A 26,403-nucleotide genomic window follows, 5' to 3' on the forward strand; every position below is an offset into this window, starting at 1 on the left:
GGAGTGTGGAGGGTGCTGGTATAGTAGCCAGATCAAGATCAAACAAAAAGTTGGATTTGTTTGACATTTCCATAATGCTTTGGAATGGATTTTCACCTCGCCGCCCTCAAGGCCTTTGTCACCGCCGCACGTGAAGCCTCGTTTTCGCGCGCCGCCGACTGCCTGCACCTCACCCAGCCGGGTCTGTCCAAGCGCATCCGCAGCCTGGAGGATGGCCTGCGCGTGGAATTGTTCGACCGCATCGGCCGCCGCACGGTACTGACTGAAGCCGGACGCGCCTTCCTGCCGCATGCGCTGCGCATTCTGGCCGAGGCCGAACAGGCCAGCCAGCTGCTGCGCAGCCTGCAACCGGCCCAGGTGGGCAAGCTGCATCTGGCCACTACCCAGCATATCGGTCTGTACTATCTCAAGCCCGTGCTGGCCGATTTTGTGCGCCAGTATCCCGGCATCGACCTCACCGTGGATTTCAAGACCTCGGCCGAAACCCACAAGCTGCTGTGTCAGGGCGAGCTGGAACTGGGCTTCATGTCCGAACCGCCCTTGCACGAGCAGGCGCTGGACTATGTGGCGGTGCTGGAAGAAAGACTGTGCTTTGCCGTGGCCGGGCAGCACCCGTTGGCCTTGTTGAAGGCGCTCACCCTGCAGGACCTGGCGCGTTATCCCGCGCTGTTGCCCGGCAGCAATACCCGCTGCCGCCGGCTGATCGAAAACCTGTTCCAGCAACAGGCCACCCCGCTGGATGTGCGTGAGCCGTCCAATTATCTGGAAGCCTTGCGCATGCTGGTGGAAGCGGGGCTGGGCTGGACTGCGCTGCCGGAAGTGATGATCAGCAGCACACTGTGCCGTCTGCCGCTGGCAGAATACGAGCCTTCGCGCACCATCATGCTGGCCTATCACCGCAAGATCAGTCTGTCCGGTCCGGCGCGGCTGTTTCTGGAATGGGTCAAAACCCACCCGCTTGGCGTACACTCTGCCGCATGAGTACCCCGACCACGCCCGACAACTTTGCCCTGACTGCGCCGGAATTGCCGGCCGGCCTGCCCATCGCCCATGTGTTTGGTCAGCCGGTGCTGGAAGTGCCGCAAGACCTGTTCATCCCACCCGATGCCTTGCAGGTGATTCTGGAAAGCTTCGAAGGCCCGCTGGACTTGCTGCTCTACCTGATCCGCAAGCAAAACCTCGATGTGCTGAATATCCCCATGGCCGACATCACCCGCCAGTACATGGGCTATGTGGATGCCATGCGTGCCGAACGGCTGGAGCTGGCGGCCGAATACCTGCTGATGGCGGCGCTGCTGATCGAAATCAAATCACGCCTGCTGCTGCCGCGCCCGCCGCTGGATGAAGAAGGCGAACCGGACGACCCGCGCGCCGAACTGGTGCGCCGCCTGCTGGACTACGAACAGATGAAGCTGGCCGCGCTGGAGCTGGACAAGCTGCCCCAGGCCGACCGCGACTTTGCCTGGCTGGCGGTATTGATCGAGCAGGGTGCGGAGGCGCGCCTGCCGGATGTCGCCGCGGTGGATCTGCGCCAGGCCTGGCTGGCCATCCTGTCCCGCGCCAGGCACAAGCGCAGCCACAAGGTGGAAAAGGACGAGCTGTCGGTGCGCGAGCAGATGAGCTGGATTCTGCGTTATCTGAATGAACGCGAATACGTGCCGTTCGAGGAGCTGTTCGAGGTGGACAAGGGCGTGGCCCATCTGGTGGTCAACTTCATTGCCGTGCTGGAACTGGTGAAGGAAGGGCTGATCAAGGTCAGCCAGGAAGAAGCCTACCAGCCCATCTATGTGCGCATTGCCATCTGCTGATGCGGCCAACTGTTGCATGCATGACAGCAGCGCACGAATAGGCAGTGTCGCCAGCGGGGAATTCATGTAAAATCCGCGCCTTCCCCGCGCAATGTTTTTCGTTAGCCGGGCCCCGCCATGGCCGGGCCGGGCAATACCAGGTCCGATGACCACCATCACCGACTTAAACTATCTCAAGATCGTGCTGGAAACGGCATTGTTGACCGCGACGGAACCCTTGACGGTCTCCCAGCTCAAAAAGCTGTTTACCGAAGACATCAAGGCGGCCTTGCTCAACGACATCCTGGAGGACATCCAGGCTGACTGGCGTGGCCGCGGCGTGGAACTGGTAAAACTGGCCAGTGGCTGGCGCTTTCGCGCCCGGGCCGAATTTACCCCCTATCTGTCACGGCTGAACCCGGAAAAACCGCCGCGTTATTCGCGTGCCGTGATGGAAACCCTGGCGATTATCGCCTACAAACAACCTGTTACCCGTGGTGATATCGAATCCATCCGTGGCGTGTCGGTATCCACCAGTGTGATGCAAACCCTGCTGGAGCGGGGTTGGATTGAAGTAATCGGGCACAAGGACGTGCCCGGCCGGCCGGGGCTGTATGCCACCACCCGCAAGTTTCTGGATGATCTTGGCTTTGTTTCGCTAAGAGATCTGCCACCGTTGGCAGACTTGGGAACACTGGTCATACCCGATGCCCAGCCACAAGAGATCGGCAGCGAAGACGCCGAAGACACTCTCCCCCTCGACGATGAGGCGGACAATCTGGAGCCACTGGCAGAGTAGCCCGTGCGCTCGTACTGAAAGAGCATGATTTATGTCTACCAAAGGACAAAACAACGCCCGCCAGCCGGTGGCGCGTGTAAAGGGACGCGAAAGCACCAGCCAGCGCCGTCAGCCTGACGCCGCACGTGGCAACGCCCCGCAGCAGCAAGGCCGCGGCAAGCCGGGAGGCTTTGGCAAGGCGCGCAACCCGCAAGAGGCCGGTGGCAAACCGCAAGGCCGCCGCCCGGCAGCACCGCGTGATGTGTATGGCAATCTGCTGCAATCCCAGGCAGGTGCCGCGCCGCATGAAAGCGCGCCGCTGTTCAAGATGAGCCGTGCCGAACTGGCACAGTTGGAGCTGCAACGCCAGGCCCGTGGCCTGCCGCGTGATGAAAACGGCGAACCCAACGGTAATGTGGCCGAGCCGAAAAAACCGGCCAACAACCGCCGCAAGGAAACCGTCAACCGTCGTGGTGAAGTGCAAGCCAAGCCGACCGGCACCGGCAAGCGCAACCAGTCGGAAAACAATCGCCAGCAACAAGCCGCACGCCGTCAGGAAAAAGCCGAACGCCAGCAGGCTGAAGGTGGCCAGGCCCTGCAGCACGAGCGTCGCTTTGGCAACAAGAACGCTGCCATGCCGGTAGCCGATGGTGAACAAAGCCCGCGCGAACAGCGTCGCGCACCCGCCGCGGGCAAACCGCGTGCAGAAGGCAAGTCGCTGGTGATCAAGGCAAAAAAGTTGCGTCTGCGCAGCCCGAGTCAGGACGTGAAAGAAAAGTCCAAGCGGCTGCGCGAGGTACGCCTCGACAAGGAACAGATTGAACCGGTACGCCTGCAAAAGGCGCTGTCGGCATCTGGTGTTGGCTCGCGCCGCGAAATGGAAGAATGGATTGAAGCCGGCCTGGTGATGGTCAATGGCAAAAAAGCCAATCTGGGCGACCGTGTCGGCCCGGAAGACCGCGTCACCGCCAAGGGCGATGTGATCAAGCTCAAATGGGCCGACCGTCTGCCGCGCGTCATCATGTACCACAAGCAGGAAGGCGAAATCGTTTCCCGTGACGACCCGGAAGGCCGTGTCAGCGTGTTCGACCGCCTGCCGCAGGCCAAGAGCAGCCGCTGGGTGGCCATTGGCCGTCTGGACGTCAACACCTCCGGCCTGCTGCTGATCACCACCAGCGGTGAACTGGCCAACCGCATGATGCACCCCAGCTTCGAAGTGGAGCGTGAATACGCGGTGCGCGTGCTGGGCGAGCTGACCCCGGAAATCGCCAAGGAAATGACCGCCGGTGTCGAGCTGGAAGACGGCCCGGCTGCCTTCCAGCGCGTATTCCAGCGCGGTGGTGCCGAAGAAGGCGCCAACCAGTGGTACAACGTGGTGATCAAGGAAGGGCGTAACCGCGAAGTGCGTCGCATGTTCGAACACTTCGGCCTCACCGTCAGCCGCCTGATCCGTGTGCGCTTTGGCAACCTGGGCCTGCCCCCGCGCCTCAAGCGCGGTCAGTTCTACGAACTGAACGAAGCCGAAGTGGCCGCGGTGATGAAATGGTCGGACCTGACCATGACCGGCCGCAAGAAAACCCGCGGTAGCAAGGCCGAGTGAGCCGCCGCCATTGGCCGTCGCTGACGGCACTGGCGGCGCGCGCAGGCAAATGGGTGGCTGCCTTGCGGTCACCCGTTTTGCATTCTGACGACGTGCCGCCGCATGGAAGGCAGCAGGCTGACGTACCCGGTGCCGCCGCCCGCTTGCTGGCTGGCAAGCGCGGGCCGCGTGCCTCGGTGGTCATCATCCAGGATGGCCGGCTGTTGATGATGCAGCGCATCAAGAATGGCAAGGAATACTATGTCCTGCCCGGCGGCACCATCAAGTCTGGCGAAACCCCGGCCATGGCCGCTGTGCGTGAAACCCGCGAGGAAACCGGGCTGAATGTCTGGCTGGCAGAGCAGTTGGATATACTGGAACACAAGGGGCGCATCGAGCACGTCTTCCTGGCCAGCAAGTTTCGTGGCACGCTGCGGCTGGGCGGGCCGGAACTGGCACGCATGAGCGAGGACAACCAGTATCATTTGCTGTGGCTGGACTATCAGCAGTTGCAGCAACTGAAACTGCGGCCGAAGAACCTGTTGATGTATTGCCAGGAATGGCTGTTGCCACCGCGCACGTAATGGCTTGATGAACCCGCCGTACCGCTTTTAGGCAAGCGGACTGCAACCCAAGGCTGGAAGATTCGCATGAGCAAGGCATTTACCCGAGAAAACGACGAAGCAGAAGACGATCTGCCAGCCGAACAGCGGCTGCCCGCGTCCAGCAAGAACTACATCACCCCCGGTGGCTGGTTGCGGCTGAAGGACGAGCTGTACCAGCTGGTCAACAAGGAAAGGCCGGAAGTGGTGCAGATCGTCAACTGGGCTGCCAGCAATGGCGATCGCTCGGAAAACGGCGACTATCTGTACGGCAAGCGCCGCTTGCGCGAAATCGACCGCCGTATCCGCTTTTTGACCAAGCGGCTGGAGCTGGCTGAAGTGGTGGACCCGGAAGCCCGTGAAGCAACCGATCAGGTGTTTTTCTCCGCTACCGTGCTGATTGCGCGTGGCGATGGCAGCGAGCAATTGCTGCGCATTGTCGGAGTGGATGAAATCGATCTGTCGCGCGGGCATATCAGTTGGATTTCACCGATTGCCCGCACCCTGATCAAGGCACGCGAAGGCGATACCGTGCTGTTTCGCGGCCCGGACGGTGACGAGGATATCGAGATCCTGGAAGTGCGCTACGAGAAAATCAGCTGAAGCCGCTGCGGCTGGCAGCAAGCAAAAGCCCGTGCAATATGCACGGGCTTTTTTGCGTCTGGGCCATGGCGCAATACGGCTAGTGGCTGCTGTCGTCTGACTCCTGCCGGCCAGCCAGTTGGCTGTTGACCGCCATCCAGTCGCGGGTGGCGGTATCGCCAATGCGGCTGAAGGCCTGGCTGAGCAGGCGGGCTTGTTCCTTGTGCAGGGCTTCTTCCAGCTTGCGCCCTTCGCTGGTGAGCGACAGTTGCTTCACCCGCTTGTCGTGGCTGGCTGCCACGCTGGCAATCAGGCCCATCTCCACCAACTGGCGCAAGGGCATGTTGATGGCTTGCTTGGTGACATCCAGCGCGCCCAGCAGGTCCTTGACCGACAGGCCGGGGTAGCGGGCCACGAAAAACAGGATACGGTGGTGTACACGCGCCAGGCCGCGGCGAGCCAGGATTTCATCCGGCTTGGCGGTAAAGGCCTTGTAGGCATGGAAAAACACTTCCATGGCTGCGCGCAGGTCAATCGAGCTATCGATGTCAGGCATGTTGACGACTTCCCCGCCTCGGGGTAAATTAGGTCAAAAAAATTGACGTTTATTGTTCGTTGGATTGGCACAGCAGTAAACCATATGGCGGTAGCAGCCCAACAACAACACTGCTACAGGAGCCCCGCTTCCGTAGGCTTGCCACCCTCGGCCACGGCAATATGGTTGACATACTGGTGTGACAATCAGGGAGATTACCATGTTTTCAGAACGTATCGAACGACTGATGGGTTCGCTGATCCGCGAAATTCTGGCCGCGGCACAGCGCCCTGAAGTCATTTCCTTTGCTGGTGGCCTGCCGGCAGCCAGTTGCCTGCCCAAGCTGGATTTTACCGGCATGCCGCAGTCACTGGCGCAATACGGCACCACCGAGGGTGAACCGGAACTGCGTGAGCTGATTGCAGCCCAGGCGCGCAAGATGGGGCTGGACTGTACTGCCCAGCAGGTGCTGGTGCTGTCCGGCTCGCAACAGGCCATCGACCTGGCATCCAAGCTGTTCATCGATCCGGGTACCCCGCTGGTGACTGAAGGCCCCACCTATCTGGCGGCTTTGCAAAGCTTCAATCTGTTTGGTGCCAGCATCACTGCCGTGGCGCAGGAAAACGGCCAGCTCTCGCCAGAGAAACTGGATCAGGCGCTGCGTAACGCCAAGCCGCGGCTGACTTATCTGATCCCCAGCTTCCAGAACCCCTCCGGTGCCTGTTACAGCGCGGAAAACCGCCGCGCACTGGCCGAGGTGATCGACAGCCATGGCCTGCCGGTGTTCGAGGATGACCCCTACCGCGCACTGTCCTACGATGGCGAAGCACCGGCACCGCTGGTCAGCCATCTGAAGAACACGCCGTGGATTTATGCCGGTTCCTTCTCCAAGACCCTGGCACCGGGCCTGCGTGAAGGCTATCTGATTGCCTCGCCCGAGCTGTATCCGCATCTGGTCAAGCTCAAGCAATCCACCGACCTGCACAGCAATCGTCCCGGTCAGTGGTTCATTGCCCAGCAACTGGCCAGCCCGGACTTCCCGGCCCACCTGCAATCCCTGCGCGATACCTACCGCGTGGGCCGCGATGCCATGCAGACCGCGCTGGAAAAGCACTTTTCCGACCTGGCTGACTGGCAGGTACCCAAGGGCGGGCTGTTTTTCTGGCTGACGCTAAAGCGGCCGCAAGACACCCGCGAGCTGCTGAAAGTGGCGCTGGCAGAGTGCAATGTCGCCTTCATGCCGGGCGAGCCGTTCTACCCCGATCCGGAGGATGGCATTGGTCACTTGCGGCTCAATTTCAGCCACGCCGCACCGGAACGCATTGATGAGGGTATTGCGCGGCTGGCGCAGTTGGTGCGACAGGCGGCCATCTGATCGGTATCGTGTTGTCAAAATAAAAGCCGCTCGAATCGAGCGGCTTTTTTGTGGATTTACGCAGTCATTCAGCCGCCAATCGGCCCTTCACCTTCCAGCATGGTGACGCCGGCAAGGCCGGAACGGAACACGGCCTGTTGCAGGGTTTCCACCGCCTTTTTGCGGAAGAACTGCTTGCGGGTTACCAGCAGAACCCGGCGCTCGGGTGCCGGAGCCTCGAAGGGGACAACCGACAACAGGCTGTCGTCGCCGGGGCCGATGGAGGTGGACGGCATCACGGTTACGCCCATGCCGCTGGCCACCATGTGGCGGATGGTGTTGAGCGAGCTGCCCTGCAAGGTGCTGGCGAGACCCGAGTGGTGGTTCTGCTTGCTGGCCAGTTCGCTGCATGCTTGCAATACCTGGTCGCGGAAGCAGTTGCCCTGGGTCAGCAGCAGCACGCTTTCGTCGGTCAACTGGCTGGCATTGACACAGTCCTGCTTCTCCCAGGGATGGCCCTTGGGCGTGGCCACCACAAAGGGTTCGTCGTACAGCGGCCACGCTACTGTGCCGGCTTCTTCAAACGGGTCGGCCACGATGATGGCGTCCACTTCACCGCGCTTGAGCATTTCTGCCAGTCGCGCGGTATAGTTCTCTTCCAGGATCAGCGGCATGTCCGGTGCCAGAATGCGCAGCGCCGGAATCAGCCGTGGCAGCAAATAGGGGCTGATGGTGAAGATCACCCCCAGCTTGAGCGGACCCACCAGCTCGTTCTGGTGTTCGCCGGCCAGTCGCTTGACGGTTTCGGCTTCCTCCAGCACGCGCTGCGACTGCTCGATGATGCGTTCACCAATTTCCGTCACCGCCACTTCCTGGCCACCACGCTCAAACAAGGTGATGCCCAGTTCGTCTTCCAGCTTCTTGATGGCGATGGACAGAGTGGGCTGGCTGACAAAGCAGCTTTGTGCTGCACGGCCAAAATGGCGCTCACGCGCCACGGCCACGATGTAGCGGAGTTCGGTCAGCGTCATGATTTAGCGTTGATGCTCCGGCAGCACGATATTCACTTCCAGCACTTCAAAGTCGTCCTGGCGTTCCACCTGTACCTTGATATCGTCCAGATTGACCGATACGTACTTGGAAATCACCTCCATCAGCTCGCGCTGCAGCGCGGGCAGATAGTCCGGCGCACTGCGGCCATTGCGCTCATGCGCCAGGATGATCTGCAGGCGTTCTCTGGCAATGGCAGCGGTTTTCTGTCGTTTGCCGAACAGGATGTCGATAAGGGACATGGTTTAACCTCCGAACAGGCGCTTGAGCAAACCCACTTTAGGGGCATCGAGGAAGCGCATGGGGCGATCTTCGCCCAGGAAACGTGCAATCACGTCGGAATAGGCTTCGGCTACGTCGCTGCCTTTCAAATGAATGGCAGGGGTACCGGAGTTGGAGGCTTGCAGTACGGTTTGCGATTCCGGAATCACGCCGATCAGCGGCACGCGCAGGATTTCCTTCACGTCATCCACCGACAGCATTTCGCCCTTGTCCACGCGGGCAGGGGAGTAGCGGGTAATTAGCAGGTGCTCTTTCACCGGCTCGCCACCTTGCTCGGCGCGGCGCGATTTGGAGGCCAGAATGCCCAGGATACGGTCGGAGTCGCGCACCGAAGAGACTTCCGGGTTGGTGACGATCAGCGCTTCATCGGCAAAGTACAGCGCCATCAAGGCACCCTTTTCGATACCGGCCGGGGAGTCGCACACAATGTACTCAAAGCCGCTGTCGGCCAGATCCTTCAGTACTTTTTCCACGCCTTCCTGCGACAGGGCATCCTTGTCGCGGGTTTGCGAGGCCGGAATGATGTACAGGTTGTCGCAGTTCTTGTCCTTGATCAGCGCCTGGTTCAGCGAAGCTTCCCCGTTGACGACATTGATCAGGTCGTACACCACGCGGCGTTCGCAACCCATGATCAGGTCCAGATTGCGCAGGCCGACGTCAAAGTCGATCACCACGGTCTTGTGGCCGCGCAAGGCCAGGCCGGAGGCAAAGCTGGCACTGGTGGTGGTTTTGCCGACACCACCTTTGCCGGAAGTCACGACGATGATTTTTGCCACGGTAAATCCTTTGATAATGGAATTATTCGCCAAGCGCGGTCATGACCAGGCGCTCGTTCTCAAGTTGAATCTGGGTCGGCTTGCCCTTGATGCTCTCCGGCAAAGCCTGTTCGATAGTGCGATAGACGCCGGCAATGGAAACCAGTTCGGCTTCCATGCTGCGTACAAAGATGCGTGCCGCGGTATTGCCGCGCGCACCAGCCAGTGCCCGGCCGCGCAGCGGGGCGTAGACATGGATATTGCCATCGGCAATCACTTCGGCACCGGCGCTGACCATGGCCAGCACCACCAGGTCGCAGCCGCGTGCGTAAATCTGCTGGCCGGCGCGCACCGGTCTGTCCACGATCATGGCTGCGGGGGCAGGGGCCGCGGCAACGGGCGCTTCCACTGGCTTGGCCTGCGGCTCGCTGACGATCTGGCTGGAACGAGGCTGGGTCACACCGCGCACATAAGCCAGGCCGTAACGGCTGGCCACTTCGGCCATGGCCGAATCCGGATGGCGCAATGCCACGGCGCGGATGCCGTGGCGGCTGAGCATGGGCAGCAGGCGGCCATACTCGGTTTCCGCTGCCTGGGGCAGGGCTTCCACATCCAGCATGAAGGCTTCTGCCGGCGCATCGCCGGCGGAGCCGAAACGGGATTCCAGAGCACTGGAAAGTTCTTCCAGATTATCGGTGTGGAGAATCAGGGCCAGCAGATCCAGGCTGGCAGATTTGATGTCAAAGGCGTTGGCCGCAGAGCTCATGGGTAGGCTTTATATGAATAGATTTCTTCTATGGAGCGAGTGTACTGGCTTGCACTGCCCCTTTCAATGGCGCTGAACCATTCTGCATGAACGCATATCTATTCCTATTGCACTGCAAAAAGGCAGTTGCACCGGAGTTAGGCTGTTTCTGTCACCTTCTTGTCATGCATTTGGAATGTTGCTGTTGTAAAAACACATACAAAATAGTTGCTTAGGTATTTGTGCATTGCAACATTTGCTTGACCGCGCATCACGCTTTGGTTAAATTACGTTTGCTGCTGTGCAGCATCGGCGGCGAAACGGTTGTTGTGACTGTAAAGCTGAGTTGTATATCGACATTTCCAGGAGTAGCCATGTTTACCAATACCCAAGAATTCTCTGCTCTCGGCCAGGCGCAATTTGACAAAGCCGTTCGCCTGTCCTCCATCGTGTTGGCTGGTGCCGAACGTTTTGCCAACCTGCAGCTTGAGCTGACCCGCAAGCTGCTGGACAGCAATGCCAAGCATTTCAAGGCGCTGGCTGAAATCAAGGACCCGAAAGCATTTGCCGAACTGCAAACCAGTCTGGCTCAGCCGGGCCTGGACCAGGCTTTCAGCGTGGCTCGTGAAGTTTACGATGCTGCGGTGACCACGCAGGGCGAACTGACTTCCTTTGTGGAAGAGCAACTGGCTGAACAGAACAAGCTGTTGCTGAGCAATCTGGACCGTCTGTCCAAGAATGCGCCGGCTGGTTCTGACATTGCAGTTTCTGCATTGAAGACCTTCGTCAACAGCTCCAATGCTGCTTTCGAAAGCGTGTCCAAGACCGCCAAAAAGGTAAGCGCAGAAATTGCTGAAGCCAGCGTGGAAGCTGCCAGCACCCAGGCCAAGGCGACTGCTGCTGCAGTAAGCCGCAAGAAGCCGGCTGCATCTGCTGCTGCCTGATCTGCGCTCAGCCCCTTGAGCACGAAAAACCCGCCATTTGGCGGGTTTTTTCATTTGATATTCCATCGGTGATGTTGGCCAGCATGCTTTTGTCTTCAGGCCGGCTGTGGCTGCAGGGTATGAAACACCTTGTGCAGCGTGGCATGCAGGATATCGCGCTGCTGCATGGCCAGGACGATGAGCAGAGCCAGGTTGGCGGCAAAGTGCGTCTGCTGTCCTGGCGGCAGGGAAAACCGTGTCCGTACAGTTTCGGCATCTTGTCCTGCCAGTGGAATGTCGTGTTGCTGCAGGTACTGCTGCGACAAGGCCAGCAGTTTGTCCGCCATTGCAAATTGCTGCTGCATCGCTTGTTCCCAGTTGATGGCGCTGGGGCGGCTGCCGCTTGGCAATTGCTGCCAGGCCAGTTGCCATGCATATTGCAGGGCATTCATCACGTGCAGGGTATAGCGGGCACTGCCAACCGGGCCGCAGTGCAGCCAAGCCCCTGGCAAGGGGGCTATCGTGTCCAGCCAGCGGATGGCGCTGGCCGTCAGTGGCAGCGCACCTCCGCACAAGAGCAGGAAGCCATGTTGTTCCCCCTGTGGCTGCCATTGACCGCATATTTCCACCGCTGCCAGATGCTGCTGCTGGCAGTGCTGCATGCGCAGCGCCAGTTTGGCACTGTCATCGCTCGCCACATCCAGCCAGCAGTCACTGGCCGTAAAGCCTTGCCAGTCATCTGGCAGCCAGTCCGGTGCAATGCTTCCCGCATCCAGCAGCAGCCCGCGCTGGCGCAGTCGTAGACTGAGCCAGTGCAGATGAGGGGCGGTGCCGGAGGGCTGAAACATGGATGGCCTTAAATGATCAGCTGTTTTTGCTGGATGCAGAGTCCGAGGTTTTCAATAAACCACGCCAGAGCCTTGCCTGGTGATTCTTCTTTCCAGGCATAGAACATTTTGGTGCAACTGCGTTTTTCCTTCAGTGATTTTTCCACAAGTTGACCATTTTGCAGATACGGCGTGGCAAGTGTACGTGGCAGATAACCGATTCCCAGTCCTGCCGTCATCAATGCCAGCTTGGCGTCCAGAGTGTGTACGGTCAGCACATCCTGTCCATCCAGTATGCCTGCAGTGCGGGTGGGGAGGCGGCGCGAGGTGTCTCCCAGCGAAATGATGCGGTGCTGGCGTACCGTATGCGCCGCCAGTGGTTCTGCCGCCTGCGCCAGTGGATGCTGTGGACTCACCAGAAAAGCGAAATCGATGCTGCCAATTTCTCGGTAAAAGTAATTGCCTGATGGCGGATGGCCGGGCGCACCCAGTACCAGATCGGCCCGTTCGTCGTACAGCGCATCCCAGATGCCACCGAATACTTCGCGGTTAAAGCGTAATTGGGTGCCACTGCCTAGCTGATCGAAGCGCTGGATCAGCGGAATCAGCTGCTCAAATGGAATGAGGTCTCCAATGGTGATGACCAATTCGCTCTCCCAGCCTGCTGCTTGCTGCTGCAGGCGGTGTTCTACACTGCGCGCGGCATCCAGCAGGTAGCGCCCGTCACGCAGCAGCAGCTCACCCGCCGGGGTGAGCCGGGCGCGATGACCGCTGCGGTCGAACAGGGTGATATCAAGATCCTGCTCCAGTTTCTGGATGACATAACTGACGGCAGAGGTGACGCGATGCAGCTCTTCTGCGGCGGCGGCAAAGCTGCCATTGCGGTCAATGGCATCCAGTACCAGCAGGGCATCCAGGGATATTTTCATGTTCAAATTTCTTGAATGAACTGTTCAGATCATTTCGCTATCAGCAGGAATGAATCGCGTTTAATATTCACATCACTAACCCAGTGCAAGCATTAACGCCATTGATAGCCAAGTATTTTTACCTGCTGATCAAAAAAAGTCATCAATAAAATTGAATGAATTTTGATGAAGAAGTGGCCAAGCTTGCACCCTGCTAAACGAATGGAGTGAGTCATGTTGAAAAAATTGATGCTGGCTGTTGTGGTTTCCAATGCGCTTGTGGCTGCTGCCATGGCTGATGGCGATGTACGCAGTCGCCAGGACAAGGATGCGGTGAAAAAGTACGAGCAGCAATTCTTGAATGATGCCCAGCGCAAGGCGGCTGATGATCATGCCGGCAAGGCCATTGCCGCCAACCCGGAAAACTATCGCAATCACTAAGCCGGTAGACTGGCGGCCCTGCCTGACCGGCTGCCGGACAAGTAAAAACGCCAGTGCATGCACTGGCGTTTTTACTTGTCCGTGATGGCACACAGCCTGCAGTGCAGGCTGTGGCAGGCAATTACTTGCCGAAGCGTGCAATGCCTTCCACCAGTTCGGTCTTGGCATCTTCCAGCGTGCCCCAGCCGTGGATCTTGACCCACTTGCCCTTTTCCAGATCCTTGTAGTGCTCGAAGAAATGCACCATCTGTGCGCGCAGCAGTTCCGGCAGATCTTCCAGCTTCTGGATGGACTTGTACATCGGGCACAGTTTTTCCACCGGCACCGCCACCAGCTTGGCATCCACGCCGCCGTCGTCTTCCATCTTGATCAGACCCAGTGCGCGACAGCGGATCACCACACCCGGCGGCAGCGGGAAGGGGGTAACCACCAGCACATCAACCGGGTCGCCATCGCCGGCCAGGGTTTGCGGCACGAAGCCGTAGTTGGCCGGGTACATCATGGAGGTGCCCATGAAACGGTCAACCACCAGGGTGTTCCACTCTTTGTCGAATTCGTATTTGATCGGCGCAGCGTTAGCGGAGATTTCGATCACGACGTTGAAGTCGCCCGGCATGTCTTTGCCCGGGCCGATGAGTTCCAGGTTCATCAGGCAGAATCCTTTGTTAATGGTGGTTGTTTACATGAAAATTCTTGCAGGATTATATCAGTAGCTGCCGCCTTGTGCGGTGCGCGGGTATAATCTTTGGCGGATTTGTGCACCAATCAGGAACACTATGTTTGATACGCTGATTACCGAATTTGACAAGGGTTTGCGCACCCTGTTTGCGCCGGCACAAAGCCAGCGTCCACGGCCAGATGCCGGGCTGGAAGAGGCGGAACTCAGCGCTGCGGAAAAGCGTCATGCCATCGGGCTGATGCGGGTGAATCACTGCGGTGAGGTATGTGCTCAGGCGCTGTATCAGGGTCAGGCGCTGACTGCACGCAATCCGGCCGCGCGTGAGGCGCTGCAACATGCCGCATTCGAAGAAGTGGAGCACCTGGCCTGGACCGAGCAGCGCATTCGCGAGCTGGGTGGCCAGCCCAGTCTGCTCGGCCCCTTGTGGTATACCGGTTCGCTGGCCATCGGTGTGACAGCCGGCCTGCTGGGGGATAAATGGAACCTGGGTTTTCTGGAGGAAACCGAACACCAGGTCGGCGCGCATCTGGACAGCCACCTGACGGCCTTGCCGGCGGCAGATGCCAAGAGCCGCGCCATTGTCAGCCAGATGCGGGATGATGAACTGCGCCATGCCGATATGGCGCATGAATATGGTGCTGCCAGCCTGCCGCTGCCGGTGAAGGGTTTGATGAAATTGACCGCCAAGCTGATGACGGTCAGCAGCTATCGCATCTGAGTCATTGGATGGGATTGCCGGATACAGGAATGCCACCTTTCAGGTGGCATTGTTCTTGCCGGGGCAAGTGTGCTGAATGTTTTGGCAGCATGTAATGAAAAAGCCCAATCTTGCGACTGGGCTTTTTCTTGAATCCTGGCGTCCCCACGGGGAATCGAACCCCGGCTACCGCCGTGAAAGGGCGGTGTTCTAACCGCTAAACTATAGGGACTTTGGTGCACCCGGAGCGATTCGAACGCCCGACCCTTTGGTTCGTAGCCAAATACTCTATCCAACTGAGCTACGGGTGCAAAGCTGGCGTCCCCACGGGGAATCGAACCCCGGCTACCGCCGTGAAAGGGCGGTGTTCTAACCGCTAAACTATAGGGACGCTGGGTGGTGCACCCGGAGCGATTCGAACGCCCGACCCTTTGGTTCGTAGCCAAATACTCTATCCAACTGAGCTACGGGTGCACTGTCTCGAAAAACGTTTTGTCTTTCGAGAGGGCGAACTATACCGATACGTATTTTGGGTGTCAACACCTGTGCCGCATTTTTTTTCCATGCCTGGCTGGCTTGCAGATAAGCCATGTTGCAGAGAGCACAACAAGAGGGCAATGGCTGCATCGGCAAAGCTGTTTTTACGGTGTTAAGATGCGCGCATACCTGCCCAGACCCCGCCCGCTTGCCGGGCCGGCTGATCATTGATGATTTTTCCGACGAGATTGCATGCTGTTTGATATTCCCTGGGCCATTGTTGACCTTGAAACCACCGGTGGCCACATCGGCCGCGACCGCATTACCGAAATCGGGCTGATTCTGCTGGATGGTGAGGAGCAGCAGCGCTACGAGACGCTGGTCAATCCCTTGCAGCCGATTCCGCCCTTCATCGAAAACATGACCGGCATCAGCAATAGCATGGTGGAAACTACTGCGCCGTTCAGTACCATTGCCGCCGATTTGCTGCCCATGCTGCAGGGGCGTTTGCTGCTGGCGCATAACGTCCGTTTTGACTATGGCTTTTTGCGCAACGAGTTCCGTCGTGTCGGGCTGCGTTTGCAAAACGCCACGCTGTGTACGGTCAAGTTGTCGCGGCGTTTGTACCCCCAACATTTCAAGCACAATCTGGACAGCATCATCCAGCGTCATGGCTTGCAACTGCCGGACCGGCACCGGGCGATGGCCGATGCCGAAGCCTTGTTGCTGTTCTTGCAGGCCGCCTGTGCCGAACTGGGTGAAGCGGCGGTAAAAGAAGCCATCCGATATGTACTGGCACAGCCCGAACTGCCGCCCGGTGTGGATGCCGCATTGGTGGATGATCTGCCCGACCTGCCTGGGGTGTACACCGTCTGGGGGGAGGATGAACAGGCGCTTTATGTGGGACGTGCCAGCAATGTGCGCGCCAAGGTGGTGTCGCAACTGGCGCAGGATGGTAAATACGGCAAGCAGCCGGTGATTGGTCGCACGGTAAGGCGCATCAGTTGCCAGGAGACGATAGGGGATCTGGGCGCGGCCTTGCTGGAACAGCAGTTATTGCGTCAGCTCAAGCCGTTTTACAATCACCGCAGCCGGCTGGTCAGCGAGGTGTGCTCCATCCAGTTGGATCATGGCCACGGCGAGTTCTTGCGGCCGATGATAGTCATGGCCGAGCAGTTGGATTTCAGTCGCACCGCCGATTTGTATGGTTTGTTCCGCAGCCCGAAAGAAGCGCGCAAGGCGCTGGCTGATATTGCCAATGGTCATGGCCTGTGCCAGGCGGTACTGGGAGTGGAAACGGTGACCACGCGCAAGGGCGCGGGTTGTGTGGCGCTGAAAGGTGGGCGCTGCCGTGGTGCCTGTGTTGGTCGCGAAGCTGCGCCATCGCACAATATGCGCTTGTTGCAGGCCTTGACGCGCTTGCGGATCAAGGCGTGGGAGTTCCCAGGCCCGCTGGCGGTAGTGGAAACCGATGAAGTCACCGGCAGTGCCATTGAGCATGTGTTCGATCAATGGTGCTATCTGGGTTCGCGTCCGGCAGGGGAGGGTAGTTTGCAGGGTAGCCCTTGCTTTGACATCGACACCTACAAGCTGCTGGATGCCTATCTGAAAAAGCCCAATCCCAACAGCAGCTTGCGTTTGTTGTCCTAGACGCGAGCGCTGTTATTCGTGCATGGCCTGGAAGCTGCGCAAGCGGCTTTCGATGATGCGCGGGTTTTCGCCATTGGCGATGGCCACCAGGCCTTCCACCACCATTTCCTTCTGCGCGATCTCAACGGCAACCAGGTGCTTGAGCTTGTTGGCCACCGGCAGGAAAAACAGGTTGGCCGAGCCTACGCCATACACGGTGGCGACAAAGGCCACGGCAATGCCGGCACCCAGCTTGGATGGATCGGACAGGTTTTCCATCACGTGGATAAGGCCCAGTACCGCTCCCAGAATACCCATGGTGGGCGCATAGCCACCGGCGGATTCCCACACCCGTGCCGCCTGCTTGCGCGCATGTTCGAACATGCCGATTTCCACTTCCATCACCCCGCGCAGCACATCGGGTTCGGCACCATCCACCACCATCTGCAGCGCCTTTTTGGTAAACGGGTCTTTTTGCTGTGTGACATAGCCTTCCAGTGACAGCAGGCCGCCACGGCGGGCGGTCTGGCTCCAGTTGACCACTTCGCGGATCAGCCTTTCGTTATCCTGCGGCGGCGGCAGGAAAATCCAGCGGATCATGCGCATGCCGGCCACAAACTGTTTGGGTGTGCTTTGCAACATGACCGCACTCATGGTGCCGCCTATCACGATCATGAAGGCAGTCAGTTGCAGCAGGGAGCCAATATTGCCCCCTTCGATGGCCTGGCCTGCAATGATGGCTGTCAGGCCCATGACAATGGCGATGATGCTGATCTTGTCCACGCTTGATTCCGTTATCGTTATCCGGGCAGGCCGGTGGCTTTACAGCCATTCCTTCATCTTGGCCCTGATGCGGGCGATGGCCTGGGTGTGTAGCTGGCAGACGCGGGATTCCGACACTTCCAGTACGGCACCGATTTCCTTGAGGTTCAATTCCTGCTCGTAATACAGCGCCATCACCAGTTGGTCGCGTTCCGGCAGGGTCTTGATGGCATCCACCAGTGCCTGGCGGAAATCGCCATCGGCCAGCACTTGCAGCGGATTGGGCGCATTGCTGTCTTCGATATTGGCAATGGCGTCGTTCAGGGTTTCGCCTTCGCCATCGGAAAAGTCTTCAAAATGCACCAGGCTCAGGCCTTTGCAGTCGCCCAGCATGTTTTGGTAGTCATCCAGTTCCACGCCCAGCGCTGCGGCAATTTCCGATTCCAGCGGGGCGCGGCCCAGTTGTTGTTCCAGCTTGTTGATGCTGTCTTCAATCTGCCGAGCCTGGCGGCGGGCCTGGCGTGGCAGCCAGTCTTCGCGGCGCAGTTCGTCCAGCATGGCACCGCGAATGCGTTGGCTGGCAAAGGTTTCAAACTGCACGCCTTGCAATGGGTCGAACTGGCGTGCGGCATCAATCAGGCCAATGATGCCAACTTGCACCAGATCGTCCATTTCGACCGAGGCCGGCAGGCGTGCCATCAGCATGCCGGCCAGTTTTTTCACTAATGGCAGGTGCTTCTGAACGTCGATTTCCGGTTGCGAGGCTGCACCGGCATAGCCTTTGCGGCGTAGAGACGGCAATGTCATCGTCGTTTTGCTCCATCGGCCTCGGCCCAGTCGCGTGAGGTGGCAATCAGCATGTCCATGAAGCCGGTATCGTGACGTTCGGTTTCCGGGCTGTCCCATTGCGGCAGCACGGCGGCAAGCTGGGCAAAGGCGGCGGCGGCCTCGCTGTCGGGAAAGGCTTCCATCAGTGGCCGGCGCAGGGCCTGGCTGCGGCGCACGGCGTTGTCGGCCGGGACAAAACCGACCCAGCGCAGCGAGACGCTGAGGAACTCGCTGGTGACGGCGGCCAGCCGGTTGAACAGATCGCGGGCTTCTTCCAGATGACGCACCCGGTTGACCAGCACATTGAAGCGCTGGCGGCCAAAACCGGTGGAAAGACGCTTGATGTTGGCGTAAGCCGTGGTCATGGAATCTGCCGCCGGGCTGATCACCAGCACCAGATTGTCGGCCACGCTGGCGGGTACCGGGTCGGTTGCGGTAACGGGCACATCAATCATCAATACCGTGCTGTCGCGTTCCAGGGCGGCAAACTCACTGCCCAGGCGCAGCCAGAGCTGGGCGGAAAACAGCGCGCGTTCTTCTGGCCGGGCATACAGATTGATTAACTGAATGCCCTGGCGTGAGGTGGTCATCATTTCATCCAGCCCACCCACACTCACCATCTGGCTTTCCAGCGTGGCGGTGGTGGGGGTGCCCAGGCGGCGGGCCTGCACCTGACCCAGACTGCAATCCACCACCAGCGGGCGGTGGCCGGCATAAGCCAGCCCCAGCGACAGTTCGGTCACCAGGGTGCTGGCACCGGCATTGTCCGAGCCGATGAAGGCAAAGCTGGGTGCCCTGCCGGCCTTGGCGGTCAAACGTCGCAGGCTGGCGGCCTGATCCTGGAGTGCTCCGTTCATTGCCAGCTAGCCTGTGCGGAATGCATGATGGACAGCTCGTCACCCTGCAGGCTGAATGGCGAGCCCGGTTGCGGGGCGCGCAGGGCGCGATCTACCAGGAAGGCGGCATTGGCCGAGTGCAGGTCTTCCGGTACACGCTGGCCATTGGTGATGTAAAACAGCTTGAGGCGGTTGCGGATGATGACATCCATGCTGGGCCCCATGCTGACGGCTTCGTCGATCTTGGACAGGATGCAACCGGCCAGGCCGTTGCCACGGTAGTGGCGCACCACGTCTTCCAGCGTGTGGCCGTCGGCATTGGCAGCCAGCAGCAGCAGGCGTTCCACCTGACGGCCGGCACCACGGAACATTTCGATCTGGCCGGTGACGCGCGCATCGCGCTGGCTCATGCCGACGGTGTCGATGAACACCAGGTGGCGGTTGGACAGATCAGCCAGGGTCAGCTGCAAGTCGCCTTCGTTCTGGATGGAAAACACCGGGATGCCAAGAATCTTGCCGTAAATGCGCAATTGGTCCTGCGCGCCAATCCGGTAGCTGTCAGTGGTGATCAGTGCCACATGCTGTGCGCCAAAGCGCATGGTGGCATGCGCGGCCAGCTTGGCCACCGTGGTGGTCTTGCCCACGCCGGTGGGGCCAACCAGCGCGTACACGCCACCCTTGTCCATGATGTCGTGGTTGGCGTCGGCGCATTTCAGATTGTGCATCAGCGCCGAGCGCGCCCATTTGATGGCGATATCGCCTTCGTACTGGGCCGGCATTTTTTCAATCAGCTGGCGGATGAGGTTGGCAGAGAAGCCCATGGCCAGCAGATGCTTGAACAGCTCGATGCGGTTGGGGGTCTTGCCTTCCATGTCGGCCCAGGCAAAGCTGGCCAACTGACTTTGCAGCAGGCTGCGCAGCAGCTTGATTTCATCGCCAATCTGCTTGAGTTCCTGCGCCATCACCTCCGGTTCTTCCTCTGCCGCAGCCGGTTTGCTGCGCGCTGGCGCAGCCTGACCGTTGCTGGCCGGGCCTGCGGCCACGGTCTGCATCTTGACCAGCGATTCGGGCACCATGCTGGCGGGGGCCGAACGTGGCGGTGGTGTCTGCGGGCTGACGTTGAAGCTGACCGGCGCAGCATCGGCCAAGGAGGGCTCGATGCGTTGTTGCGGACGCGGCGGTGGGGTATCGATGCGTGGTGGTGCCGGACTTTCCAGCGGTTCCACCGGCATGGCATAGGTGCGGGCAATGGCGCGGTTGGTGGCCGCCGCCGGACTTGCCGGCGTGGGCGGCGCCGGGCGGCTGACCGCAGGCGCATTGCGGGCCGGGTGCTTGCTGCCTGGGGTGGACAGATTGGTGGCCAGGTTGGCGACATCTGCATCCGCCACGGCCATGATCTCTACGCCGCCCCCCATTGTCGGGCGATTGGACAAGATGAGGGCGTCGGCACCCAGTTCCTCGCGGACCTGTCTGAGTGCATCACGTGTGGTTTTTCCGAAGAATTTTTTTACCACCATTTGCTATCAGCCCTTGCTTCCCCCAATTACCGCAATTATACGAATGGATTTATTGTCAGGTACTTCATTATGCGAGATCACACGCAGTTGTGGGAGTGCTCTTCTCAAGAATCGTGCCAGAAGCGGCCTTAAACCCGGTGGTGTCAGCAAAACCGGATTGTAACCCTGAATTTCCACCTGCTCTGCCTGTTGTGCTGCACTGGATAGCAGGTTTTCCGCCAAGCCAGGCTCCAGCCCGCCGCCGGTCTTGGAATTGACCGCCTGTGATAGCACGTTTTCCAGTGCCGGATCCAGCGTCATCAGGGGCAGTTCGGTTTCGCCGGGGAACAATTGCTGCACGATCACCCGCGCCAGTGCGGTACGCACTGCCGAGGTGAGGTCGTCCACATCCTGGGTGGTGCTGATATGGTCGGCCAGGGTTTCCAGAATGGTGCGGAAGTCGCGGATGTGAATGCCGTCGGTCAGCAATTGCTGCAATACCTTCTGCAAAATGCCGATGGGGACAATCTTGGGTACCAGATCTTCCACCAGCTTGGGCGATTCCTTGGCCTGATGGTCGATCAGTGCCTGTACTTCTTCGCGGCCCAGCAGTTCGGCGGCGTGGGTTTGCAGCAGATTGGAAATATGGGTGGCCACGACGGTGCTGGAGTCCACCACGGTGTAGCCCATTTGCTGGGCTTCCTCGCGCCGGGCGGCATCTATCCATACTGCGGGCAGACCGAAGGCCGGGTCGGTGGTGGCTGTTCCCGGCATGGTGCCATTTACCCGGCCCGGGTTAATGGCCAGGTACTGGCCGATATAAGCCTCGCCCTCGCCGATTTCCACCCCTTTGAGCAGGATGCGGTAGGCATTGGGCTTGATTTCCAGATTGTCGCGAATGTGTACCGCAGGTACCAGAAAGCCCAGCTCCTGGGCAATTTTCTTGCGGATGCCGCGAATGCGGCGCAGCAATTCGCCGTCTTGTGTGCGGTCTACCAGTGGAATCAGGCGGTAGCCTACTTCCAGCCCCAGCGCATCCACATGTTGCACGTCGTTCCAGCTGACTTCGGCCATGGGCTGATCGGGCGGCGCGGCGGCCTGTGCCTGTTGCTGGCTGGCTTGTACGGCGGCGGCTTTTTCCTTCTTGTCCATGGTCCAGCCCAGAAAGCCCAGCAGACTGGCAATCAGCAGGAAGGAGAAGTGCGGCATATTGGGAATCAGGCCGATCATGCCAATGACCGCCGCGGTGATGTACAGCACTTGCGGCTTGGCAAACAACTGGCCGAAGAACTGCTCCGACATGTCCTTGTCGGTGCCCACGCGCGACACCACGATACCGGCGGCGGTGGAGATGATCAGCGCGGGAATCTGGGCCACCAGGCCGTCACCGATGGTGAGCAGGGTGTAGGTCTTGGCGGCGGTGCCAGCATCCAGATCGTGCTGGACCACACCGACGATCAGGCCGCCGACAATATTGATGACGATGATCATGATGCCGGCCATGGCATCGCCGCGCACGAATTTGGAAGCACCGTCCATGGAACCGAAGAAGTTGGCTTCCTCGGCAATGGTGGAGCGGCGCTTGCGTGCTTCGTCTTCGCCGATCAGGCCGGCGTTCAGGTCGGCGTCAATCGCCATCTGTTTGCCGGGCATGGCGTCCAGGGTGAAGCGGGCCGACACTTCGGCAATCCGCCCGGCACCCTTGGTGATCACCACAAAGTTGATGATGGTGATGATGACAAACACCACGATACCGATGGCAACATTGTCGCCGATCAGGAAGTGGGCAAAGGATTCGATCACCTTGCCGGCGGCATCCGGGCCGCTATGGCCTTCCAGCAGGATTACCCGGCTGGATGCCACGTTCAGCGACAGGCGCAGCAGGGTGGTGACCAGCAGCACCGAGGGGAAGGAGGAAAAGTCCAGCGGCTTGCGCACATTGATGCCCACCAGCAGCACAATTACCGACACCGCAATATTGAAGGTAAAGAACATGTCCAGCAGCACCGGCGGCAACGGCAATACCATCATCGACAGAATGAGGATGATGAGAATCGGGCCGGCCAGCTTGGTGACGTTGAACTGCTTCAACTGGGTGAGGAAATTATCCATCCGGAATTATGGTCTCGCTTTCGGGGCCGCATCTTGCTGGCGTTTGCTTTCCGGGTCAAGGTCAGCCGGGACATCCAACTGGTCCGGGTAAACCGGTGCCAGCCCGCCATTGTACTCGTAGGCTTTCAACTGGTAGACATAGGCCAGGATCTGCGCTGCCGCAGTATACAGCCTGGCGGGGATTTCCCGTCCCAATTCGCCATGGAAATAGAGCGCACGGGCAAAACTGGGCGAGCGCATCACCGTCACCTTGTGCTCCTTGCCGGTGGCGATGATCTTTTCCGCCAGCTTCAAGGTGCCCATGGCCACGATTTGCGGTGCCTGCATGCCTTCTTCGTATTTCAGCGCCACCGCGTAGTGGGTAGGGTTGGTCACAATCACGTTGGCCTTGGGGATTTCCTGCATCATGCGCTTGCGTGCCGCCTCGCGCTGCAATTGGCGAATCCGCCCCTTGACCTCGGGTGAGCCTTCCATTTCCTTGTATTCCTGCTTGATCTCTTCCTTGGTCATGCGCAGTTGCTTGTGGTAGTTCCACAGCTGGAAGGGCACGTCGATCACCACCAGCATCAGCATGGCGGCGGTGACAATGAAAAAGGTGGTGATCAGCATGTCGGTCATCTTGAGGATGCCCGCTTCCAGCGGCATGGTCAGCAAACCCAGGATGTCGGTACGCTCACGCCAGATGATCCACACCGCCACGCCGCCAATCAGCATGCTCTTGAGAATGGCCTTCAGGCCTTCGGTGGCGGAGTTGAGCGAGAAGATGCGCTTGATGCCGCTGGCCGGGTTCAGCTTGGTCAGCTTGGGTTCCAGCGGTGCCAGCGTGAAATTCCAGCCACCGATCAGGATGGGGGTGGCCACCGCCACGATGGCCAGGCCGCCAAATATCGGCATCAATTGCCACAGCATGCCGAACATGGCTTCCTTGAAGCGGATGATGGCCGGCTCTGCCTGCGCCACCGTGTGCTGATCAAACATCAGCAACTGTTTCATCATGGCCATGAGGCTGCTGCCCAGCTTGCCACCCAGGGTCATCAGCAGGGCAACTCCGGTCATGGTGACGGCGAAGGTGGACAATTCGCGCGAGCGCGGAATATTGCCATCATCCCGCGCGGTTTGCAGCCGTTTGGCTGACGCGGGTTCGGTCCGTTCGAGATCGGAATCTTCTGCCATTGAGCCCCTGTTTTCTGACGTTGTATTTTAAAGCGGATGGTAGCGTATGCCGGGGGCGGCAGGCCAGCCCCTTTTGCCCTATGGTTATTGGCTTTGCCATGGAGGAGGGCTGTGCTGGGGGACAGGCTAAGGTACAATCTGCCGATTAATCTTGATGGATGGCAGCATGCAACAGTACCTCGACCTGATGCGCCATGTGCTGGAACATGGCCATGACAAGTCCGACCGCACCGGCACCGGCACCCGCTCGGTGTTTGGCTACCAGATGCGTTTCGATCTGCAGCAGGGCTTTCCGCTGATCACCACCAAGAAATGCCATCTGCGCTCCATCATTCACGAATTACTGTGGTTTTTGTCCGGCGACACCAACATCCGCTATCTGAAGGAAAACGGCGTTTCCATCTGGGATGAATGGGCCGATGAAAACGGCGACCTGGGCCCGGTGTACGGCTACCAATGGCGTAGCTGGCCAGCCCCCGATGGCCGCCATATCGACCAGATCAGCAATGTGGTGGAGATGATCAAGCGCAATCCCGATTCGCGCCGTTTGATCGTGTCGGCCTGGAACCCGGCGCTGGTGGACGAAATGGCGCTGCCGCCTTGCCACAGCCTGTTCCAGTTTTATGTGGCGGACGGCAAGTTGTCCTGCCAGTTGTATCAGCGTTCGGCTGATATTTTCCTGGGTGTGCCGTTCAATATCGCCTCTTATGCCTTGCTCACCATGATGGTGGCGCAAGTGTGCGGCCTCAAGCCTGGTGATTTCGTGCATACGCTGGGTGATGCCCACCTGTACAGCAACCACCTGGAGCAGACCCGTCTGCAACTGAGCCGTGAACCCCGTCCGCTGCCGCAGATGAAGATCAACCCGGCCGTGACCGACCTGTTTGCCTTCACCTTCGATGATTTCACGCTGGAAGGTTACGACCCGCATCCGCACATCAAGGGAGCGGTGGCCGTATGAGCAAGCCTGTACTGACCCTGGTGGCGGCCAAGGCCCGCAATGGCGTGATCGGCATCAACAACACCTTGCCCTGGCATTTGCCGGAAGACCTCAAGCACTTCAAGGCCGTCACCCTGGGCAAACCGGTGCTGATGGGCCGCAAAACCTACGATTCGATCGGACGCCCCTTGCCGGGACGGCGCAATATCGTCATCACCCGCCAGGCAGACTGGCAGGCAGATGGGGTTGAGGTGGCGCATTCGCTGGAGCAGGCGCTGGCAATGGCTGATGGTGTGGCGGAAGTCTGCCTGATTGGTGGTGCTGATTTGTATCGTCAGGCGATGGCGGTGGCAGATGCACTGCGGCTGACCGAGATTGATGCCGAGTTTGCTGGCGACGCCTGTTTCCCGGAGGTGGGCACGGCCGACTGGCAGGAAGTGGCGCGTAGCAGTTTCACCAGCGACAAGGGCCTGCAATATGCTTTTGTCGACTATCAGCGCAAGCCGGGCTGAATGGTAGTCATGCCAAGCAAAAGGCCGCTCGGTGAGCGGCCTTTGTTATTTATAAGTTGAGCAGTGTTCAGGAAGTGCTACCAGCCAGCGCCTCTGCCGATTGCTGGGCCAGCTTGCTGTAGTCCTGGCCGAACTCCGCCACCATGATGCGCAGGCGGGTGGTGTCGCGCGCGATGATGGTCTTGAGCAGATCGTCCAGAAACGCCTGGGTGCGATCCATCTGAGAACGACCGGCGCGCAAAATGGCGTACAGGCAGCGTTGCGTCAGTGGCAGCAAGTCCTGCAAGGTGGCGCTCATGTAGCGGTTGCTGGAGAAGTCGTACAGCGCACGCAGAAACTCCACGCCGTAGTCAAAGTAGGCCGGCATGTCATCCTTGCGGTGGCATTCATCCAGCGCGGTCATCAGTTCAAAGAAACGGGCCAGATCGTCGTTTTTCCAGTTGCTGGCCAGATTGGTCACCACCCGGTCCAGCAGCATGAACCACAGTTCAAAAAAGTCACGCACGTCGCTGCTGGAAATACTGGAGACCATGGCTCCGCGGCGCGGGTAGATTTCCACCAGATGCCGGCGTTGCAGAATCAGCAAGGCTTCCCGTACCGAACCGCGGCTGACCTCCAGTTCGGCGGCAATGCGCAGCTCCTGAATCCGTTCACCCGGTGCCATTTCACCCTGGATGATTTTTTTACCGAGGTATTGGGCGATTTGCTCGGTGAGCGAATCGTTGGCCTTGAACGTCATCAGTGTCTCCATTATCGAATATTATTATTTTCATATATATTGGCTGATTCGGCAATTGGAATGTGGAATTGTCGGGCAGTCGGTCTGTTATGCACGATGCTATTTTGAGCAGATGACTGTTGCATTTTGTGGATCATTCTGAGGCAGATTAGGGAAATCCCTTGTACAGTTTTCTGTTTTGGTTTTATTATTCGAACGCTTGTTTGAAAATCGCTGACACGAGGAATGGGGCTTTCAAACGCGCATCGAGACAAGCAGTGCCGCGTGTGCGTGGCAGTGGGTGTTCTCACAATCTAGCGGGTTGTTTACCGGTCCTGGACCGGGGGATGATTGGGGCCTTCGCTGCGGCGAAGGCCTTTTTTTATTGCCTGCTGG

The 26,403-nt window shown here is 59.3% G+C and carries 28 protein-coding genes and 4 tRNA genes; 13 read left to right on the top strand and 19 right to left on the bottom strand.

Going from position 1 to position 26,403, the window contains the following annotated elements:
* Positions 1-84: 84 nt before the first annotated feature.
* From DLM_RS01465 to greB, 6 genes are all read left to right on the top strand, one after another.
* Entirely contained in the window at positions 85-981 is an 897-nt protein-coding gene (locus tag DLM_RS01465) for a LysR family transcriptional regulator (RefSeq protein WP_089084052.1), read from the top strand.
* On the top strand, positions 978-1,808 hold the full coding sequence (locus DLM_RS01470) for a segregation and condensation protein A (protein WP_089084053.1): 831 nt from the start codon (positions 978-980) through the stop codon (positions 1,806-1,808). The genes DLM_RS01465 and DLM_RS01470 overlap by 4 nt, the downstream gene beginning before the upstream one ends.
* A 145-nt stretch (positions 1,809-1,953) precedes the next feature.
* Entirely contained in the window at positions 1,954-2,586 is a 633-nt protein-coding gene (gene scpB, locus DLM_RS01475) for an SMC-Scp complex subunit ScpB (protein ID WP_089084054.1), read from the top strand.
* 457 nt (positions 2,587-3,043) lie between these two features.
* A complete protein-coding gene (gene rluB, locus DLM_RS23590; RefSeq protein WP_420000728.1) occupies positions 3,044-4,165 on the top strand; it encodes a 23S rRNA pseudouridine(2605) synthase RluB in 1,122 nt (373 codons plus the stop codon).
* On the top strand, positions 4,162-4,728 hold the full coding sequence (locus DLM_RS01485; protein WP_089084055.1) for an NUDIX domain-containing protein: 567 nt from the start codon (positions 4,162-4,164) through the stop codon (positions 4,726-4,728). The genes rluB and DLM_RS01485 overlap by 4 nt, the downstream gene beginning before the upstream one ends.
* A 66-nt stretch (positions 4,729-4,794) precedes the next feature.
* Positions 4,795-5,349, top strand: coding sequence for a transcription elongation factor GreB (gene greB / locus DLM_RS01490; protein WP_089084056.1), 555 nt, complete (start codon positions 4,795-4,797; stop codon positions 5,347-5,349).
* A gap of 79 nt (positions 5,350-5,428) precedes the next feature.
* Here the strand turns inward: greB and DLM_RS01495 are convergent, their stop codons facing one another.
* Complete coding sequence (locus tag DLM_RS01495; RefSeq protein WP_089084057.1) at positions 5,429-5,884, bottom strand: MarR family winged helix-turn-helix transcriptional regulator; 456 nt, start codon at positions 5,882-5,884, stop codon at positions 5,429-5,431.
* Positions 5,885-6,083: 199 nt separating this feature from the next.
* Between DLM_RS01495 and DLM_RS01500 the strand changes: the two genes are divergently transcribed.
* Positions 6,084-7,238, top strand: a complete 1,155-nt coding sequence (locus DLM_RS01500) for a PLP-dependent aminotransferase family protein (protein WP_089084058.1) — start codon at positions 6,084-6,086, stop codon at positions 7,236-7,238.
* A 68-nt stretch (positions 7,239-7,306) separates the two neighbouring features.
* On the opposite strand, the gene DLM_RS01505 is transcribed toward DLM_RS01500, so the two are convergent.
* From DLM_RS01505 to minC, 4 genes are read right to left on the bottom strand one after another with little or no spacing between them, the layout of a single operon-like run.
* A complete protein-coding gene (locus DLM_RS01505) occupies positions 7,307-8,248 on the bottom strand; it encodes a LysR substrate-binding domain-containing protein (protein ID WP_089084059.1) in 942 nt (313 codons plus the stop codon).
* Positions 8,249-8,251: 3 nt separating this feature from the next.
* The gene (gene minE, locus DLM_RS01510) at positions 8,252-8,509 is read right to left on the bottom strand and encodes a cell division topological specificity factor MinE (RefSeq protein WP_045845585.1); all 258 of its coding nucleotides are present in this window, start codon (positions 8,507-8,509) and stop codon (positions 8,252-8,254) included.
* A 3-nt stretch (positions 8,510-8,512) separates the two neighbouring features.
* Complete coding sequence (minD, locus tag DLM_RS01515; RefSeq protein WP_045845586.1) at positions 8,513-9,325, bottom strand: septum site-determining protein MinD; 813 nt, start codon at positions 9,323-9,325, stop codon at positions 8,513-8,515.
* 22 nt (positions 9,326-9,347) lie between these two features.
* Entirely contained in the window at positions 9,348-10,070 is a 723-nt protein-coding gene (minC, locus tag DLM_RS01520; protein WP_089084060.1) for a septum site-determining protein MinC, read from the bottom strand.
* A gap of 353 nt (positions 10,071-10,423) precedes the next feature.
* Here minC and DLM_RS01525 point away from each other — a divergent pair, with 353 nt between their 5' ends.
* Positions 10,424-10,993 (top strand): phasin family protein, encoded by a 570-nt coding sequence (locus DLM_RS01525; protein ID WP_089084061.1) that lies wholly within the window; start codon positions 10,424-10,426, stop codon positions 10,991-10,993.
* Between the two features lie 95 nt (positions 10,994-11,088).
* Here DLM_RS01525 and DLM_RS01530 read toward each other — a convergent pair whose 3' ends face one another.
* Both DLM_RS01530 and DLM_RS01535 read right to left on the bottom strand, forming a co-directional pair.
* Entirely contained in the window at positions 11,089-11,820 is a 732-nt protein-coding gene (locus tag DLM_RS01530) for a hypothetical protein (protein ID WP_089084062.1), read from the bottom strand.
* Between the two features lie 8 nt (positions 11,821-11,828).
* Entirely contained in the window at positions 11,829-12,728 is a 900-nt protein-coding gene (locus DLM_RS01535; protein WP_089084063.1) for a LysR family transcriptional regulator, read from the bottom strand.
* Between the two features lie 213 nt (positions 12,729-12,941).
* On the opposite strand from DLM_RS01535, the gene DLM_RS01540 reads away from it, so the two are divergent.
* A complete protein-coding gene (locus DLM_RS01540) occupies positions 12,942-13,148 on the top strand; it encodes a hypothetical protein (protein WP_089084064.1) in 207 nt (68 codons plus the stop codon).
* 121 nt (positions 13,149-13,269) lie between these two features.
* On the opposite strand, the gene ppa is transcribed toward DLM_RS01540, so the two are convergent.
* On the bottom strand, positions 13,270-13,797 hold the full coding sequence (ppa, locus tag DLM_RS01545) for an inorganic diphosphatase (protein WP_089084065.1): 528 nt from the start codon (positions 13,795-13,797) through the stop codon (positions 13,270-13,272).
* A 127-nt stretch (positions 13,798-13,924) separates the two neighbouring features.
* Between ppa and coq7 the strand changes: the two genes are divergently transcribed.
* Complete coding sequence (gene coq7, locus DLM_RS01550) at positions 13,925-14,545, top strand: 2-polyprenyl-3-methyl-6-methoxy-1,4-benzoquinone monooxygenase (RefSeq protein ID WP_089084066.1); 621 nt, start codon at positions 13,925-13,927, stop codon at positions 14,543-14,545.
* A gap of 136 nt (positions 14,546-14,681) precedes the next feature.
* Here coq7 and DLM_RS01555 read toward each other — a convergent pair.
* The 4 genes from DLM_RS01555 to DLM_RS01570 form a co-directional block, all read right to left on the bottom strand.
* A tRNA-Glu gene (locus DLM_RS01555) sits at positions 14,682-14,756 on the bottom strand.
* Positions 14,757-14,758: 2 nt separating this feature from the next.
* Positions 14,759-14,835 (bottom strand) — tRNA-Arg (locus tag DLM_RS01560).
* 5 nt (positions 14,836-14,840) lie between these two features.
* Positions 14,841-14,915: transfer RNA gene (locus tag DLM_RS01565), tRNA-Glu, on the bottom strand.
* Between the two features lie 6 nt (positions 14,916-14,921).
* Positions 14,922-14,998 (bottom strand) — tRNA-Arg (locus DLM_RS01570).
* Positions 14,999-15,253: 255 nt separating this feature from the next.
* On the opposite strand from DLM_RS01570, the gene DLM_RS01575 reads away from it, so the two are divergent.
* The gene (locus tag DLM_RS01575; protein WP_089084067.1) at positions 15,254-16,651 is read left to right on the top strand and encodes an exonuclease domain-containing protein; all 1,398 of its coding nucleotides are present in this window, start codon (positions 15,254-15,256) and stop codon (positions 16,649-16,651) included.
* Positions 16,652-16,663: 12 nt separating this feature from the next.
* Here the strand turns inward: DLM_RS01575 and DLM_RS01580 are convergent, their stop codons facing one another.
* From DLM_RS01580 to flhB, 6 genes are read right to left on the bottom strand one after another with little or no spacing between them, the layout of a single operon-like run.
* Positions 16,664-17,413, bottom strand: a complete 750-nt coding sequence (locus DLM_RS01580; protein WP_089084068.1) for a flagellar motor protein — start codon at positions 17,411-17,413, stop codon at positions 16,664-16,666.
* Positions 17,414-17,452: 39 nt separating this feature from the next.
* Entirely contained in the window at positions 17,453-18,199 is a 747-nt protein-coding gene (locus DLM_RS01585; RefSeq protein ID WP_089084069.1) for an RNA polymerase sigma factor FliA, read from the bottom strand.
* Positions 18,196-19,077 carry a MinD/ParA family ATP-binding protein gene (locus DLM_RS01590; RefSeq protein WP_089084070.1) on the bottom strand — a complete coding sequence of 294 codons (882 nt, stop codon included), beginning with the start codon at positions 19,075-19,077 and terminating at the stop codon, positions 18,196-18,198. The genes DLM_RS01585 and DLM_RS01590 overlap by 4 nt, the downstream gene beginning before the upstream one ends.
* A complete protein-coding gene (gene flhF / locus DLM_RS01595) occupies positions 19,074-20,573 on the bottom strand; it encodes a flagellar biosynthesis protein FlhF (protein ID WP_089084071.1) in 1,500 nt (499 codons plus the stop codon). The genes DLM_RS01590 and flhF overlap by 4 nt, the downstream gene beginning before the upstream one ends.
* A 6-nt stretch (positions 20,574-20,579) precedes the next feature.
* Entirely contained in the window at positions 20,580-22,664 is a 2,085-nt protein-coding gene (gene flhA, locus DLM_RS01600) for a flagellar biosynthesis protein FlhA (RefSeq protein ID WP_089084072.1), read from the bottom strand.
* Positions 22,665-22,670: 6 nt separating this feature from the next.
* Entirely contained in the window at positions 22,671-23,837 is a 1,167-nt protein-coding gene (flhB, locus tag DLM_RS01605) for a flagellar biosynthesis protein FlhB (RefSeq protein WP_089084073.1), read from the bottom strand.
* A gap of 166 nt (positions 23,838-24,003) precedes the next feature.
* Here flhB and DLM_RS01610 point away from each other — a divergent pair, with 166 nt between their 5' ends.
* Both DLM_RS01610 and DLM_RS01615 read left to right on the top strand, forming a co-directional pair.
* Positions 24,004-24,798, top strand: coding sequence for a thymidylate synthase (locus DLM_RS01610; protein ID WP_089084099.1), 795 nt, complete (start codon positions 24,004-24,006; stop codon positions 24,796-24,798).
* Positions 24,795-25,289, top strand: a complete 495-nt coding sequence (locus tag DLM_RS01615) for a dihydrofolate reductase (RefSeq protein WP_089084074.1) — start codon at positions 24,795-24,797, stop codon at positions 25,287-25,289. The genes DLM_RS01610 and DLM_RS01615 overlap by 4 nt, the downstream gene beginning before the upstream one ends.
* Before the next feature lie 67 nt (positions 25,290-25,356).
* Here DLM_RS01615 and DLM_RS01620 read toward each other — a convergent pair whose 3' ends face one another.
* The gene (locus DLM_RS01620) at positions 25,357-26,028 is read right to left on the bottom strand and encodes a GntR family transcriptional regulator (protein ID WP_089084075.1); all 672 of its coding nucleotides are present in this window, start codon (positions 26,026-26,028) and stop codon (positions 25,357-25,359) included.
* Positions 26,029-26,403 lie beyond the last annotated feature (375 nt).

Origin of the sequence: Aquitalea magnusonii (assembly GCF_002217795.2) — a bacterium.
GTDB classification, from domain to species: domain Bacteria; phylum Pseudomonadota; class Gammaproteobacteria; order Burkholderiales; family Chromobacteriaceae; genus Aquitalea; species Aquitalea magnusonii_B.